This window comes from Fodinibius roseus (assembly GCF_900129315.1).
Classification (GTDB): domain Bacteria; phylum Bacteroidota; class Rhodothermia; order Balneolales; family Balneolaceae; genus Fodinibius; species Fodinibius roseus.
In genome coordinates, this window is sequence record NZ_FQUS01000006.1 from 233,952 (window position 1) to 249,790 (window position 15,839).

14 protein-coding genes are annotated in these 15,839 nt (G+C 51.4%); 5 read left to right on the forward strand and 9 right to left on the reverse strand.

Annotation, left to right across the window (positions count from 1 at the left end):
• Positions 1-519 precede the first annotated feature (519 nt).
• On the forward strand, positions 520-1,608 hold the full coding sequence (locus tag BUB16_RS07640; RefSeq protein ID WP_073061719.1) for an alkaline phosphatase: 1,089 nt from the start codon (positions 520-522) through the stop codon (positions 1,606-1,608).
• A gap of 11 nt (positions 1,609-1,619) precedes the next feature.
• Here BUB16_RS07640 and BUB16_RS07645 read toward each other — a convergent pair whose 3' ends face one another.
• Complete coding sequence (locus tag BUB16_RS07645) at positions 1,620-2,744, reverse strand: GIY-YIG nuclease family protein (protein WP_084088115.1); 1,125 nt, start codon at positions 2,742-2,744, stop codon at positions 1,620-1,622.
• A gap of 324 nt (positions 2,745-3,068) precedes the next feature.
• On the opposite strand from BUB16_RS07645, the gene BUB16_RS07655 reads away from it, so the two are divergent.
• Genes BUB16_RS07655 through BUB16_RS07665 form a run of 3 tightly spaced genes read left to right on the forward strand, consistent with a single transcriptional unit; the run spans position 3,069 to position 5,541 of the window.
• Positions 3,069-3,689 carry an NlpC/P60 family protein gene (locus BUB16_RS07655; protein ID WP_139240227.1) on the forward strand — a complete coding sequence of 207 codons (621 nt, stop codon included), beginning with the start codon at positions 3,069-3,071 and terminating at the stop codon, positions 3,687-3,689.
• 6 nt (positions 3,690-3,695) lie between these two features.
• A complete protein-coding gene (locus BUB16_RS07660) occupies positions 3,696-4,631 on the forward strand; it encodes a type VI secretion system baseplate subunit TssG (RefSeq protein WP_073061727.1) in 936 nt (311 codons plus the stop codon).
• A gap of 10 nt (positions 4,632-4,641) precedes the next feature.
• Positions 4,642-5,541: a TssN family type VI secretion system protein gene (locus BUB16_RS07665; RefSeq protein ID WP_073061730.1), complete on the forward strand. Its 900-nt coding sequence runs from the start codon at positions 4,642-4,644 to the stop codon at positions 5,539-5,541.
• 228 nt (positions 5,542-5,769) lie between these two features.
• Here BUB16_RS07665 and tssO read toward each other — a convergent pair whose 3' ends face one another.
• From tssO to BUB16_RS07705, 8 genes are all read right to left on the reverse strand, one after another.
• A complete protein-coding gene (gene tssO, locus BUB16_RS07670; RefSeq protein ID WP_073061733.1) occupies positions 5,770-6,279 on the reverse strand; it encodes a type VI secretion system TssO in 510 nt (169 codons plus the stop codon).
• 15 nt (positions 6,280-6,294) lie between these two features.
• Positions 6,295-7,452 carry a hypothetical protein gene (locus tag BUB16_RS07675; protein ID WP_073061737.1) on the reverse strand — a complete coding sequence of 386 codons (1,158 nt, stop codon included), beginning with the start codon at positions 7,450-7,452 and terminating at the stop codon, positions 6,295-6,297.
• Positions 7,453-7,481: 29 nt separating this feature from the next.
• Complete coding sequence (locus BUB16_RS07680; protein ID WP_073061740.1) at positions 7,482-8,507, reverse strand: PKD domain-containing protein; 1,026 nt, start codon at positions 8,505-8,507, stop codon at positions 7,482-7,484.
• Positions 8,479-10,353, reverse strand: a complete 1,875-nt coding sequence (locus BUB16_RS07685) for a type VI secretion system baseplate subunit TssF (protein WP_073061743.1) — start codon at positions 10,351-10,353, stop codon at positions 8,479-8,481. The genes BUB16_RS07680 and BUB16_RS07685 overlap by 29 nt, the downstream gene beginning before the upstream one ends.
• A gap of 9 nt (positions 10,354-10,362) precedes the next feature.
• Positions 10,363-10,794 (reverse strand): GPW/gp25 family protein, encoded by a 432-nt coding sequence (locus tag BUB16_RS07690; protein ID WP_073061746.1) that lies wholly within the window; start codon positions 10,792-10,794, stop codon positions 10,363-10,365.
• A 243-nt stretch (positions 10,795-11,037) separates the two neighbouring features.
• Complete coding sequence (locus tag BUB16_RS07695) at positions 11,038-12,393, reverse strand: DUF5458 family protein (RefSeq protein WP_073061751.1); 1,356 nt, start codon at positions 12,391-12,393, stop codon at positions 11,038-11,040.
• A 4-nt stretch (positions 12,394-12,397) separates the two neighbouring features.
• Complete coding sequence (locus tag BUB16_RS07700) at positions 12,398-12,847, reverse strand: type VI secretion system contractile sheath small subunit (protein ID WP_073061753.1); 450 nt, start codon at positions 12,845-12,847, stop codon at positions 12,398-12,400.
• An 11-nt stretch (positions 12,848-12,858) separates the two neighbouring features.
• Positions 12,859-15,363, reverse strand: coding sequence for an AAA family ATPase (locus tag BUB16_RS07705; RefSeq protein ID WP_084088116.1), 2,505 nt, complete (start codon positions 15,361-15,363; stop codon positions 12,859-12,861).
• 254 nt (positions 15,364-15,617) lie between these two features.
• Here BUB16_RS07705 and BUB16_RS21765 point away from each other — a divergent pair.
• On the forward strand, positions 15,618-15,839 hold a 222-nt coding region (locus BUB16_RS21765), incomplete at its 3' end, for a hypothetical protein (protein ID WP_211483123.1).

The following is a 15,839-nucleotide window of genomic DNA, read 5'->3' on the forward strand; positions in this document are numbered from 1 at the left end:
TGATATAACTATGAATCACTACTCACTGTAAAAATTTTGTTACTAAATAAAAGGCTTTTTGTCCAAAGATAAAATAGGCATGCGACAGTGGATTGAAAATCATTTTAATAGCACATTTTAAATAGCGAAAGGATATTCGCCTATCCTGATCGACAAGCATTAACGGAAGATACAACCAATTGTTTCCGGATTTAAAAATCTAATATCAATCGGCCCCATATGCCTTATCAATAAATGCCCGCCCATTCAAATATAGGAAGGCTTTGGCATTGTCTAAAACTTCTGTCTTGTCAAGGGTATCCGAAAAAGTAAAACCCCGGGGGCCATGGAAGAGGTATAGCACTTGATTTTTTTTCATAAAAGCCTGCTACAAAAGAGACATTTTTTCTTGATCTTATGCTATATAATGATAAATTAACACTCAAAATAAGTATGCGTTGAGGGTACAATCGTCCCCCACGATTAAATCGTGCACCAAATAACAGGACCTACAAGGAACCGGAATCATATCATAGAAGAATGAAAAATATACCAAGCGTCGCTGCCTGCTGCCTGCTGCTTTTCTTAACCGTCAGCTGCACTACTGAAGCCGGCGAAGAAGAAAAGCGTCCCCAAAAAGTCAAAAACGTCATCCTGATGATCGGTGATGGCATGGGCACCGCCCAGATCTATGCCGGACTCACGGCCAACAAGGGCTCGCTCAACCTGGAAAAAACGACGTATTCAGGCTTTATTAAAACCTATGCATCCGACGACTATGTCACCGATTCGGCAGCAGGAGCGACCGCCTTTTCCACCGGACACAAAACCTATAACGGGGCTATCGGGGTCGACTCCACCAAGAATCCGGTAACCACCATCCTGGAAATTGCAGAAAAGCGGGGGTTGGCTACGGGACTGGTGGCCACCTCATCGATCACGCATGCTACTCCCGCTTCATTTATTGCTCACCAGCCCTCGCGGAGCATGGCGGAAGCAATTGCGGCCGACTTCCTGAAAACGGATATCGATGTGTTTATCGGGGGTGGAGAAGAATATTTCAGTGACCGCGAAGACGGGCGGGACCTGCTTCGCCAGCTGGAAGAAAACGACTACCGGGTTTCGAATGACATCGGGGAGATAACGAGTACAAACAGCGGAAAACTGGCGGGGTTTTTACCGGTACGCCCCTGGTCGAAAGACCGGGGTGATCAGCTGATGGAAACCTCACAGACGGCGGTCAATATACTGGACCAGGATGAAGACGGTTTCTTCCTGATGATAGAGGGATCACAAATAGACTGGGGCGGCCACGACAACGACCTGCAATACATGATACAGGAGATGCTGGATTTTGATCGCACGATCGGAAGGGTGCTTGAATTCGCTGAAAAAGATGGGGAAACTCTGGTTATCATTACCGCTGACCATGAGACCGGTGGACTGACGTTAACGGGCGGAAACCTGGAAACGGGGGAAGTCGAAGGGGAATTCTCCACCGGCAGTCACACCGGTACGCTGATCCCCGTCTTTTCTTACGGCCCGGGCGCCGAGCACTTCAGCGGCATTTATGAAAACACCGCGATCTATAACAAAATGATGAACGCCCTGGAGCTGGACGCCGAGTAGAACGAACAATACTACTCTTCCCGCTGCAAAAACGCCAGCTCCACCAGGTAGTCGTCCAGCTTATCCTGGGGAATGAGGTGGGAGTCAAGTTCCAGCCGTTCCACCATGTGCCGGTTGCGCAGGGCGCACCGCCGGTAGAAACTTTTCAGGGCCTCCATATCCTTCAGGATGAGCTTTCCGATAAATTGCTCCAGGAGCTGATGCCGATCGGTATGATCGAGGATTTCATATAGCAGCTGGTCCGATTTTCCGCCCAGGAAGCGGCGGACCTGCTCCTGTTTTTGATCTGTAATCCTGAGCGTATAATGCAGCGGGGTCAGCCTGTTTAGCAGCCGGGAGGGCAGCAGAAAGGGTGTGGCTATCTGCTTTTCCACGATATACAGCTGGCGGAGGAGAGCTCCCAGGGCCCGGCGAACACCCCGGTGTCCCTTGAAAGCGCCGAACACATACTCCGGAGCCACCTCTTTTCGGTGCATCCGAAGATGGAAAGTCAGAGCCTCTCCCTCCGGCACCGCTGAGATGTAGTAGTAGGTTTCGGGCGTTTTTTTAGCCCGGTTGAAGGGCGGCCTTTGGGTCCGTATAAGCTCGTTTTCCCGCAGCAGCGCTTCCTCCTCGCTGGAACACAGCTCAATTGCTATGCGACGGACCATCCGAACCAGTCTCCTGGTCTTCCGGGAGCCGGAGCCCGAGGTTACGCGCCGGTAGGTAAACAGGCGGCGGCGAAGGTTCTTGGCTTTCCCCACATACAGCAGCAGGTCTTCCCGGCTAAACATTTTGTAAACGCCCGGCCGGGTGGGCAGCGTGTCAAAAAAATCTTTCCCAAGACGCTCTTCCAGCGGGTTGTCGGTCTCAAACAGAAGCGGGTTATTCATACTCTGTTGGCTCATGCTGTTTTGCCGAATCATACCCCCGGCAACTGACAACATGGTGTCAGGGGGATTGCCCATCATTGAACTTCCCCGGAAGGCAGAGACGGCAAGGGGTTTCACCTGATCCCGGAAAAGGGCGAAGAAATGTGAGTGGACTTTGAAGGTGGTCACTCCGAACTGCCTTATGTAGTTGGAACGGCCAGAAACGGCCGATCGGCCAGCGGCGACGGTACCCTGAAAATGCGGAGGATCCTGTCTTTTCCGCATTCACCCAAAAATCTGTATTACCACATTCACACCAGGAAATTTGTCCCCGGACAAGACGAATTCCAAAAACGTGCTGATAAGCACTTGCGCACTCCATTTTTGCTTTCTATATTTGTTAAAAGAGGGGTTTGAAAACCCGGGAATTTCGATCAATATCAACGCCTGAACGTGTTCAAAACCGTAGCATATGATACAAGAAAACATATGTGAGGATGTTGAATGTGCGAAGATGCAGAGATAGGCCAAAAGAACGGTTTTGCAAAGCCCTCTGAAAATCAAGAGAATTCATACGAGACTTGAGTGCTGTCAAAATAACTTCTTCCTATGGAAATCAGGTGTGTCGTTAACGGTTGCGCTTTACTGTTGATTATCTTTTTATCATTCCAGGCTTGCAGCTCTGCAGGGACAGTCCGGCATCCGTCGAACGGAAGCGAACATGAGGTTACGGATCCGGCAAGAATTGAACGCCGGGATTCCCTCCTTGTCGAGAAGTATGCCTCCATGCTGGATACTGACCGGTCGCTCATTGAGCAGTCATTCACCCTTTACCAATTCATCGAGCAGCAGCTAAATACCCCTTGCAGCGATACGCCGGGCGAGCAGGAAACCAGTTATGGTGAACTAACCCAGAAAATTTTTAACCGGGTGTATGACCGCAAGATTCCCGCCACCTACGAGGATCTCAGGACATCACCATTGATTCCCAAATTTTCAGCCAGATCCTATTTAGCGGAGGGTGACCTCATCTTTTTTGAAGAAGAGGAGGCCGATCAGCTATCAGGAGAGCACCCTCAACCCGCGCAACCCGCGGGAAAAACCGTAGGGGTATATTTACAGAACAACAGGTTTCTCATCTGTTCGGAGGAGGCCGGGGCGGTGGTGGTAAACAATCTGGACAGCCGCTATTGGAGCAGGCGTTATAAAATGGCGGGGAGACTAAGATAAAGTGCTATGAAAGAGCTGATCCAGCGCATTCATGACAGTAATGAGGATATCCGGTCAGAGGTCATTGTTTCCGACCTGCTTGCCGGCGGCATGCATACAGAGGATATCTCCGTCAGGTTCGCCGGGCAGCTGAAGCGCCCCCGCAGCAGAGATATAGCGGGTGTACGCCTGGCATCCCGGGACAAGGGACGCCAGCGGCTGGAGATCATCCTCAACCGTGACAGTATTTATGATACGCTTCCCGAAGGAATGTTTCATCAGCCATCGGCCGAAAACCCCTCGCTATCGGTTTCCTCAATGGTGGAGGAATACCACCGGCAGCAACAGGAAGAAGAGGAGGCCCGCCGGTTTTTTGCTCCTTTTGAAAACGAACTGTTCCTGCAACGCACTTTTACCGAATCAGAAGAATATCGACAGCTCTCACAAATCCAGCATTCACAGTTGGATCCTTCCGTCTTGGCACAGCTCGGGATCGACCCCGATCTTCCTCAAGCCTTTACCGCAACATTCATGAGGATCCTGCCATACCTCTCTCACATTGCGGGCGACCTTGCGAGGACCGAACAGCTTTTTTCTCTCTTACTGGACGACCCGATACGACTGAAAGCCGTCCCCTGCTCCAGGGCCGAAAAATATGGCCCTCCTCCCTTGCTGGGAGATGCCACCCTGGGGGACGATCTAACGGCCGGGAATACGCTCCTGCCCGACCATAGCATCTTTCGATTAACGGTCGGACCTGTGTCCCGGGAAAAACTCCCCGGCTATACGGATGAAGGGTGGAAGGCAGCAGCATTGCAAACGCTGATTAATTTCGTTATCCCCGTAGAATGGGAGATAATGGTACAAGTTGAAATAACTAAAGAAGGAGCCCGGTCTTTCTCCCTCAACGATGAGGACCGGACCGGTGCACGCCTGGGATATACAACCACTTTACCGGAATAAACGTACTACTATGGATAAAAGAACCCTTATCATTGCCGCCTCATTTTTGGGCCTGTCGCTGGCCATGTTCTTCCTGATGACGGCGATCATCAAGAACTTTCTTGCCACGAAGAAAAAAGTCTTTATATATGCGGTCATCGCCCTTGTTGCATTTTCACTGGTAGCCTTGCTGGGATACCAGGGCCTGATCTCCAGCCCCAACATGCAGCTGCTGGTGTTTCAGTTCTGCCTCTTTGGCCTGGGGATGGTGCACGCGCGGGCCCTCTACCACTATATGGACTGGGATCAGCAGGATGCTTTCCAGCCGGATATGATGTTCAGCCTGTTCGTATGGCTGGTCGGTCTCATTCCTTTTTATGTGATCTATTCTCTCATCTCCGGCACCCCCGGCTATCCGTATCACATGCTGGGAGCATCCCTCTTTTTTATCGTCCCGGTACTCTTTCGGAAAACATTTATCGCGGCCCGGGCGATGCCTCTCCCGGAAATGGAACAATGGTACTATCCGGTTCATGCCAGCGTCCCCGACCCCGAGAGGCATGAACTGGAAAATCCATTTGTCATCACCTTTGTTGTTCGCAAGAAAGCAAACGATCCCGAGCCTATCAGCTTCAGGGCTAAAGCGCCTGCAAAGATGAAGTTAGGCCGTTTATTCTACTACTTTGTGGAAGATTATAACGAGCAGCACGCGGACAACATGCTGGAATACAGCGACCAGTTCGGACGTCCCTACGGGTGGATATTCTACTTTAAGCCCCGCTGGTACCTTCTTTTCAGCAAGCGTTACAGAGATCCGGCAAAGACCGTTAAAGAAAACAATATCGGGGAAAATACGGTCATCGTTTGCGAGCGGGCAGATATCCTGGAAGAAGAGGTAAAAGCTCTTGAAGGGGAAATATCTTCTTATTGAGGGCTTTGAAAAACCAGGAATCTTGATCAGTATCAACCCCTGGACGCATTCCAAACCACAGCATATTAACCTGGATTATTCACCAAGAAATTTGGTCATGAACGAGGCGAAGAAAAAAATATCAATGGCTTAATCTTTACTTGTTACTAAATCCGGATAAGCATATGTGAGAATATTGAACGCGCGAAAATGCAGCTGTTGGTCAAAAAACGGTTTTGCAAAGCTCTCTTATTGAGAAAGTTGCCGGCAAATATCCAAATCTCGCCGAGTTTGCTCCAGCGCTTCTTTATAGCGCTCTACATTTTGCTGATAATCCCCGATCAGCTGCTGCGCCTCCCGCAAATCCCGCAACTTACGCTTGCTCTCCTGGAGGGCCAGCATCGTTTGAATGACATAATCGTACAGCTTATACTGACGCAAACTGTCGTTTTGGGGAATGGATTCCTTGACTCCTGCCAATTTAGTACTTATCACCTGTTCCAGGTACATCACATTCTGCCCCGACTGATTGATAGAATCCAGGGTGACCTTGACCTCCCGGATGCTTTCCGCAAAATCGGCCTGAAACTCAAGCTCCCGATCCAGCTTCGCGTATTGGGTCCTCAGAACCTTATTCTCTTCCACCGGAATCTGAACATTTATATAAACCGCTCCTGTTACAAAAAGAAGGGTTACCAGGAAAAAAGCTAAAAAAGTCCAAAAGGCTCTCCGTCGTTCTTTTTTATTCAATGCTTTCATAATCAGGTTTGTATGTTATTCGGCTAAAAAGTTGATTCTTTTTTTCTCGTGGGAAGGGGGATGTTTTTCCTCCTTGACAAATATATCCTTACCGGATCGGCGGCCGATATAGTCCAGTTCATCCAGCTTGGCATAAAGGCCTGTAATCTCCTCCAGAAACCGCGAGCAGGCGTCCACCGCTTCCGCAATGGCCGTATGGTCGTATGCGTGGTCCACGACCCGACTGATTACCTTTTCAAACTGTCCCTGGTTCAGGTCGCACCATTCCGCGAAATAGGTAATCAACTCTTCTTTCCCCGCACCCCGGCGCATGGCGATAGCATTCTCGATCAGTCTTCCCAAGCTCGCTATATATTCAATCATATAGACAGGCGGGGCGTATCGCAGGCGACCTTTAAACCGGCAGAGCGTCGTTCCCAGGTAGGAAATAATATCCCTGCTGAGCTGGTGTACCATCACAGCAAGCGGGTATTCCTGCTCTCTGTCAACTATTTTCCGGATGATCCGGATGCACAGCGTTTCGAGCTTTTGCAGCAACTGACAAAATTGGGTATGGGCATCAATCAGCAAAGGCGAGCTGTACAGCGCCATACACGGGGGGATATACTGCTCATTCAGCCGGATGCCGGTTGCATCCACGATAATTTCGCCGATACTTATATTAAAAAAACCATAATCACTTTGCGCAGCACCCGCCGCCTTTTTGGGTAACAGTCCCACTTGCGAGCCCGGCCGGATATAGGGCCGGCGGGGAGGTATCTCCCCGGGATCCGGTTCTCCAACCTCCTGCGGGTTAAATGGATCCGCGGAAAGCACCAGCAGGTACCGCTGTTCCTGCTCCGTCTCCGCAATCTGCTCCGGCACTGCTGTTGTGTAGTGGCGTGGTTGTCCCGACGCGTTACCGATATCGAAGATAAAGCCGCCGGGCGTCACAGCCTTGCAGCGAAACACTTTCACATGAATCGTGGCGGTATTTTCAATGGTTATGTTCAGGTTAGAAATAGGCCCGTCATCCTGAGAAGAGGGAGGCAGAAAGCCATAGTTGAGGGGTGTCAGCTGCGTGGCCACGCCCCGCATGAGCTGTTGGCTGAACGCCCGCTGCTGATCGACGAAATGTTGTTTCCGGATCTTCATGCCGTCCACCCAGTTTACCATATGATATTTTTCAGACATAATAATTCGGTTTTGTGATGAATAACAAATCAGAATATGCCAAGAACCTTTTTCCTGTTATAGTCGACCTTTATAAAACTGATGCAGCCGGTTTCCTTGTGTTTGAGTACTTCCAAATTTCCGATAGAAATTTTTTCCCCTTGTATATCCTGCAGCAGTACCAGCAGGCTCTGTTCCTTGCCATTGGCCCGGACGCGCGTATCAAATCCCTCGCAACAAAACGGGGATAACGTTTCGGGCGCTCTTTGTTCTTCCGCCACTTGCAGCAGATAATCCTCCAGCTGTATTCGGCTCAGTTCCGGCGCCCGGTTTTGCGGTACCGGCTTGAGGGGCGGGGCCAGCGGCACCTCTGCTATGGAGATGGTGTCACGCAGTTGCTTTTGCTCCAGTTCTGCTCTTTCAGGAAGATCCAGGTCAAACTCCGGCTCCTCGACCGGCCGGGCAAAAACCGTAATGCGCTTTTTAGCGGCATAGCGTTCCTTCCCGTTCACAATAAGCGTTACGGTTTTAACCCCGGAGGACTGAAATACATAGGTAGGATTTTTTGTCGTATCGTCCACCTGCATTGTTTCACCAAAGCTCCACTGCCACTCATTGGCCCCAGCCGTGTTATCGGTAAACCGGACCGGCTCTCCCACCCTTGCGGTCGGAGGCATGCTGAAGTCAGGATACCGGCTGGTACGGGCTGCGGGTTCCCTTTTTCGAACAATCACTTTTTTCCGGACAGCGCACCCCCCGTCCACCTGCATGGTAACCGCGTATTCTCCGGGATGTTTAAAGACATGAAGGACTTCTTCACCGGCCGCCGGGGGACTCCCGTCCCCAAAGGTCCACTCCCATTCGATGGCCTCCGGGCTTTGATCCTTAAAAGATACAATCTGACCGGCAATCAGCTGGTCCCGCTCAAAAGTAAAGTCAGCACCGGTGCAATCGCTATAGGTGAGGAATTTATAGCCCATCACAAACAGGCCGATAACAGCCGTCAGCGCTATGGTTATCCAAATCGAACGATCAAATACCAGCTTGTTATTTGGTTGCTCTTCCCGCATTTCCATCTAATCCGACAGATTTCCGGTTATCGTTTTCGTCTACTACCAGCCGATAGGGAAAAGAATGGGCTACCCGCGCCCGGATTTTTGCCAACAGGTCCTCAAGCAAGAAATCCCATTCTCTGGCAGAGGTCCTCACCCGCTCATCCGATGTCAGTACAATATCGATGGTTCGCATCAGCCCCTCCTTCTCTCCCATCCCGTTTGCTACTCCTTTTGTTATCTCAATTTCCTTCACCCGGCGGCCGAGCTGCTCCCTGCAAAAAGCTTTTATATCTTCTGCCGTAACCAGCCGGTTGCCGGCAAGCAGCGTTCGTTTAAAAGAAATCAGTTTTTCCCGGTCGGAGAGCCTGTCTCTTCCTCCTACGGTCGGAGTAACCAGCAGCGTACTTCCGGGCCGGATGTTACTTCGTCCTATCACCTCCAGTCGTGTCCCCGCAGCAATATCATTGGCACGGCTGCCGGCGGTACTCGAAAACTCGACGAAGAGACTGTCCCTCTCTTTGAGATTCCGCATCACCAGGTACGAGGTGGTTTTATCAACCGTCATTCCGGCAACTTTATCCTCCAGGTCCCCCATCAGCACGTTAATCTCGCTGACAATCTTTTCGAGTGCCTCGGTGCCGACCGCGGCATACGAAGCCGTCTCATCCTTGAGTGTTTCAAGCAAATACTGCAGTTCTTCTTTAGCCTCGAATGCACCGAATCGGCCGACGCCCCTGCTTCTCAACAAGACACTGTTCTCTTCGTTTGCTTGCGCATCATCCAGGTCGCGGACATGATAGGACTCGTTCTCCGAGTCTACTATTTTCCTGATATCAAAGAAAAAGTCGTTGCTTTTCAAGGGAATAATATTCAGGTTTTCCCGAAGCCTATACATCAGGTCGTGATCCCGCCTGTTCAGGACCGGAAAACAGTTTGCAAAACAGAATACATCGTCCAGCAGTTTTGGGGACACAACCTTCGGAAACTCCACCCTGATCCATATCAGATGATCGTCAACCTTACCCAGGGTGTCCGTGTCAAAAATATCCTGTATTGTTGCCGGGAGGTTTCCTCTTGCCGAAGCCAGTCTTTCTATATTTCGCACCGTAACGAACCGGCGCTCATAAAATGTATTGATCTCCCGGCAGGTCCGGGCGCTGGTCCGGTACCTGCTCGTTAACAGCTCTTTCAGGCCGTCTTCCTTACCGGCCGCCGGGGGATATCCCCGGCTTTTCTCCAGTTCCCGGCCGTTTAAAAACCAGCGGCTGCTGCTGAGATGGTTGAAAAAGAAATCCTTTTGGCCTGTATTCAGGAGACTAAAGCAAAAGGTGAGCTCCTCCACCGATTCGATCGTATCGCTGACATCGAGTCCCACATACAAGGCAGCCGGGGGCAGGAAGGCATCGCCCGCCGCATATCCCAGTACGCTTTTATATTTGTGGTCAATTAACTCGCAAATACGGTTGCCGGAAGCCTGGCACTTCACCCCGGCATCAACCAGCGGAAAACGTCCGGTGGGGCTGAAGTACAGCGCTCTGCCAGCCCCTGATTGCGGTCCCCCGCAACGAAACTGCTCCTTTTGATCCACATAACCGTAGCCATCCAAAGGCAGGGCAGAGGCAATGCCATGAGCAGGAGCGGCCCGAGTGGCAGCAGTAGGGATGAGCAGGCGCGCGAGCTCTTCGGTGAGGCGGGACTGGGAGAGCTTTTTCTCCCGGTTTATCTTGGCCAGCTCTGCGGCACAGGCGTTCATCAGCAGGGCCACGATGGGATCAAAGGCGGCTTCATTCTCGACCCCCGGGTAATCCCACATTTTGGCTGCTGTTCGGAGCATCCGGCTCTTTATGCTGTCGCGGTTCTCTGACATCTCTTTTTGCTATTTATAAGACATGGGCGCAATATAACATTGCTCCTCATGGCTAAAAGGTTTTCTGTTGACCGTAATCGTACCGGTTATGGTAATATCAAGGCGCTTGCTCAATCGCTTGATACTTCCTCCCCCCGTCTCTTCCTGCAGCCATCGTATATTGACCCGCACCTGCTCGAGCCGGGGTTCATACCGGTTTATGCACCGGAGAACAGACCGGTTTATCTCTTCCCTGATCGTATGATTCTCGGAAATATTGCCGAATTCATTTTCCCAGATACTGTTACCAAACTTATCATCGTGCTTGTTCTCATTAAAATGAGATGTAATCATCAGGTGAATATGATCGCTTATCGAGTCTTCGAGGCTGCAGCGGGCAAGCTCCTTTTTCCTTATGACCTTTCCCAACCTGAGGGGCAGCGAATAATAGGAGTGCTTCATCGGTCCGTATGATGCGGTTATCAGTTACGTAATAATGGTCTTTGCAGCATCCGCTGTGTGTCCGAATTCTCCCATTTTCGATCCCTGGGGCCATGGAAAAAATTGGAAACAGCCATCTCCTCCTTGCAGCAGACGCTGTCGAAAACCGGGAGGAACAGGAGGCCTGTCAACCTCCTCAAGCAGGCATAAATACACCGTAGCTGAGCCTTCAGAGAATCAACCCATTCCATCCGCACTGCCCTGCTAATCCTGCTCATATTCTGCTTCCCATTCATTCCCGTCCTCTCCCTTCTGGCCATCCATTTTAATCAAAAAGTTCTTGGCCGGGAAAAAAGGCCGCAAGTGGATATCAAGATTAATGTGATCCTTCTTATTGGGATCCTGCTCAAAGCGGCGTATGTCAAAATTTTCAATCAGCTTATCGGGTCCCGTCACGCCATCAAGGAACCTGACAATCTGCCGGAGGAGGTTTTTCTTGGTCCGGGAGTTAAAGTTTTCGAAAGCACGGCGATTCAGAAAATCCATCAGTACCTTGGTGATATAATCAAAAACCCGTACCACCGAATAGGTTTGCAATCCCAGGTTATCGCCATTAAACAGGGTTTTAGCAGAAAAAGCCATGACCTTCCCGTATTCACTTACCATCGGGACCAGTCCCAACTTTTCAACATTTGCTATCTCGCTTTTCTTCAACGGAAAGCGCACCGAATCCGCTTCAGTGATGCTGCCGAACTTCTTGCCGGCGGCGACCTGCGACATCCGGGTTCCATATATTTTTCCCGCATAGGCCCCCGCGGCGGGCACGTACAAAGCTTCATCCTCGCCCACTTCGCCGGCTTTGTCCCGTCCCCTGATCCAGTTACATGTCATAATCACGTTGGACCGGTACTTCTCTCCTCCTGTCAGGTTGGCCGCTTCAAACATCTCCATAACATCGTCGGGGGTATCAAAATTGCCGAAGTCGGTGACCAGCATAACCTTATTCTCATGAGCGATGTTCGCCCATTTTTCCAGCACTTTATTGGAACCCAGGTAGCCGGGGATGACCAGCAGCGAATAATTATCACGGAGATCAAGCCGGTCATAATTGCTTTTCAGCTGTTCCGATACGGCGTCAATAAAACGGCTGAAGTCCAGATCCTTCAACTGTGCCATATCCGCATTCATAAGCGAAACATTTTTAACCTTGTCCTCTTCCGAATTTTTAAAGAACAGGGCTGCCGACCGGTACGAACGCTCAAGATCCCGGGTCTGATGCAGCGCCTCTTTCAGGTTAGCCTTTAACACGCGATCTGTTTCATCCAGGGTTTCCTCGCACCCGGCAACAATGTCGACCGCATCTCCTTCCCCGCTCAAGGCCCCCTCCCACACCTTGAGGCGCTTAAGCAGATCCTGGCGATCTGCCTTCTTCGATGCTTCATTTAAAAATATCTCCTTACGCGCCCGGCGTTCGGGATTTAAATTTTGTACCTCGTCAATGACCCCCTCCAGCAGGTCAAACCCTCCGGCCGTAATAAACTGCTTCGTACTCGCACTGAGCTGTTGTTCCGGTTGTGCTATCGCTTGCTGTTCGTCGATGCGTTTCTCTTGTGATTGCATAATCTCAAATATTAGTTTGTTCTAATTCCTGTATAAGCGCCTGTATAGCTGCTAAGAAAGCCTCTTTCTGATCAGGATCCGATATGACCTCCCGCAGTACTTTATTGGATTTCATGTGCTTGATGATTTTCTGGTATTCATCCCGTTCTGCCGTAAGATTCTTCAGAAAGCTGCTTTGCCGGCTCAATCCCTCCGTCCCGAAATCACCCAGGTTCCGGAAGGTCAACTGCTCCTTCGTGAACTGCCCGTCCTTGTCTTTAAACTCCATCTCAACCTCAGGCTCATAATGTTCAAAGACCTCCTCTATCGTCTTCAGTCCCTCTACCACTTCGGGACTTATGGCCGGATCGCTGGTGAGCTTTTCAATGAGCAGCGTCCGGTTCTCCGGGATATCGGTGATGGCTTCATTCGCATCCTCAGGTACTTCATTTCCTCCTATTCCATAGGTATTCATAGCTTTTCGATTTAGTTAATCTTCCATTGTACTTGTTGACTTCTGTCCAGGGACAACTGTACCCGGTCCCCGGCGGTCACCCGCTCTTCTATGATCATCCGCGACAGCGGTCTTCTGATTTTGTCCCGGATTACCCCTTTAAGAGGTCGGGCTCCATAGGTGGGCGAGTATCCCAATTGGGACAGATGTGCTTTTGCTGCTGCGTCTACTACAACAGAGATACCTTTCCTGCCCGCGGCCTGCACCAGTTCCTTTAGGTGAATTTCAAAAATACGCAGGAGCGCCTCCTCGCCAACAGGCGCAAAAGGCACAATCTCGGTCAGCCGTCCCAGGAATTCCGCCCTGAAATATCCGCTCAGTTTCTCCATCAGCTGCCGGCCGGAAGGAAGCTGATCCTGTTTCTCCAGCACTTCTGTGATGTAGTCGCTTCCGATATTGGAGGTAAACAGAACAACGGCGTTGGAAAAATCCCCTTTCTTTCCCAGCCGGTCGCTGAGCGTGCCTTCATCCAGAATTTGAAGAAAAATATCAAAAACCGAGGCATGCGCTTTTTCTATCTCATCGAACAGGACCACCGAATAAGGCCGCTCGCGTATTTTATTTACCAGCAGTCCACCCTCCTCATATCCCACATACCCCGGCGGAGCCCCGTGAAGCAGTGCAGCCGAGTGCTCCTCCTTGAACTCAGACATGTCAAACCGGATCATAGCCTTCTCATCCCGGAACAGGAATTCTGACAGTGCCTTGGCCAATTCGGTTTTGCCCGTGCCCGTCGGACCCATAAAAAAGAACGAGCCGACCGGCTGTCCCCCTCCGAGCAGTCCCGACCGGGATTCAAGCACTGCCTCCGAAACACTTTGCAAGGCCGCATCCTGACCCACCACCCGCTCGCGGAGGACCTCCTCCATGCCCAACAGGCGCGTTCTTTCCCTTGCCTTAATGTTCCCGGCGGGAATCCCGGTTTTGCCTGAAATAACTCTCGCTAAATCAGCGGGCTTAATCTTCCGGTCTGACTGTTCGACAAGCGCTGCAATACGGGGGATAATATTCTCCATATATGCGATAAACCGGTCGTTATCGTCCAGGTCGTCTCCCTCTTCGAGGGACAGGTCCGCGTGCGTTCCCGTCAACGGACGGGCAACCTCATAAAAAGCGGTATACGCTTCGTGCAGAGCCGATAATCTCCCCTGTTCAGGGTCCTCTCCACACCGCTCAAACGTGCGGTTTAACCGGTCAAATGCCGCCTGCGACCGGTTGACCGTGATGCGCACCCTCGCCATGGAGCGATCGAGCAAGTCAATGGCAGCCGCGGGCAGGCGGCGATTTTTATCATAGCGCCTGGACAGCCGGATGGCTTCCCGGATGACCTTGCCGGTAACCTGCAGGCTGTGATGACGCTCATAGGGCGCTATCACAGCACGAATGATATCAGCGGTGGCCTCGTCCCCGGGTTCTTCCAGCGTTACTGTTTCAAAAAGACGGGCAAAACGCTCATTATTTTCAATGTTTTTGCGATAGTTTTCCGGCGTTGTCGAACCTATAACCGTAAGCTGTTCCCGCCGAAGCTCCACAGCCAGAAGGTTTGCCAGCGAAGAAAAACGCTCATGCTTGTCCAGCAGGGTGTGGATCTCCTCGATAACCAGGATGGGCCTTTCCCGATCATTCAATGCGTCCAACAGCCGTTGAAATCGATCTTCCAGTTCGCCCTTGTAGGTGGCTCCCGCCTGCAGCGCGGCTAAATCCAGTTCCAACAGCCGGGCCCTTCGAAGGTTAACCGGCACGTTTTGTTCTTCTACCTGTTCCGCCAAACCGGCTATCAAGGCCGTTTTTCCGACCCCCGGCTCTCCGGTGATCAGTAAATTGGCTTTAGTGTACCGGCACAGGATTTCGAGACAGTTCTTTATTTCCCGCTGTCGGCCGACCAGGCCGATCTGTTCCTGTTGGGCAAACTCCCGGCGTATGTCCCGGCAATAAGGGCCGGGCAAACCATCCGGGGAAGCGGGACCTGCCTTTTGCCGGGGCACCGGCAGCCGCTGGTCCGCCCCGGGAGGAACGTCCGTTCCATCTGCGTCGGCAAGAATCTCCTCCCTGGAAAGCGAAAACGTTTTGAGCTGATCGACACTGAATGCCAATCCGGGCGTACACAACGCCGCCAGCAGGCAAACCGCATCCACCTTCTGCCGGTTGAGCTCAAACCGCAGCTGGTCGGCTTCCATCAAGAGTTTATAAACTCCGGAATCGGTGGCCACACGGCCGGCGGCTCCATTCGCCTTGGGATATTCTTCCAGGCGAACCGACGCCCACTCCTGCAGATAGAAGATATCTTTGTCCCACGCTCGTATGAGCTCATGGGTCGATATCTGCCGGTTCAAAAGTGCCCACAACAAGTGCGGCGGACCATACGAAGGATGCAGGTATTCTTCCGCTTTGCGGGCGGCGATATGCAGAACTTCCCCCGCTTCTTTTGAAAAATCAATATCACTGTCAATATCCGTATGTGATAAAGCTACTGACATAACAAAATAAATAGGTAACGTCTTCTCTTTTATCGAGGCCTTTGCAAAACCGTTATTTTGCCCAATTGCTGCAAGTTCGCGATTTCAAGAGCCTCTTATAGTCTCTCTGCCGAACAGGCTATCCGGGATTCCTGGTGCGCGTCTCCTGATGACCCGGCCTCCCAACCACAGGTCATCGGCCGGATGACCCTTTTATCTTCCGACACCCCCGCTTAGTATACCATGCAACGTCGTATCGCTCCTCAAAACAACAGATGAAACCACCCTTTTGCCCGGGAGTCTCTGTCGGTCTTGGCAAAACATACTGCGGGTCCGTCGAATATGGCCGGATTCCCGGCGATGGAATACTTCCCTTAAAAAACAGCCGGGCTTCTTTAGAAGCGGGTAAGCCGCCCGCCCTCAGGCAGACGACTTCCCGAAAATACCGGCTACACCCACTCGTTGACGTGGGTTCCCTGCCCGACGGTAATCTCCCG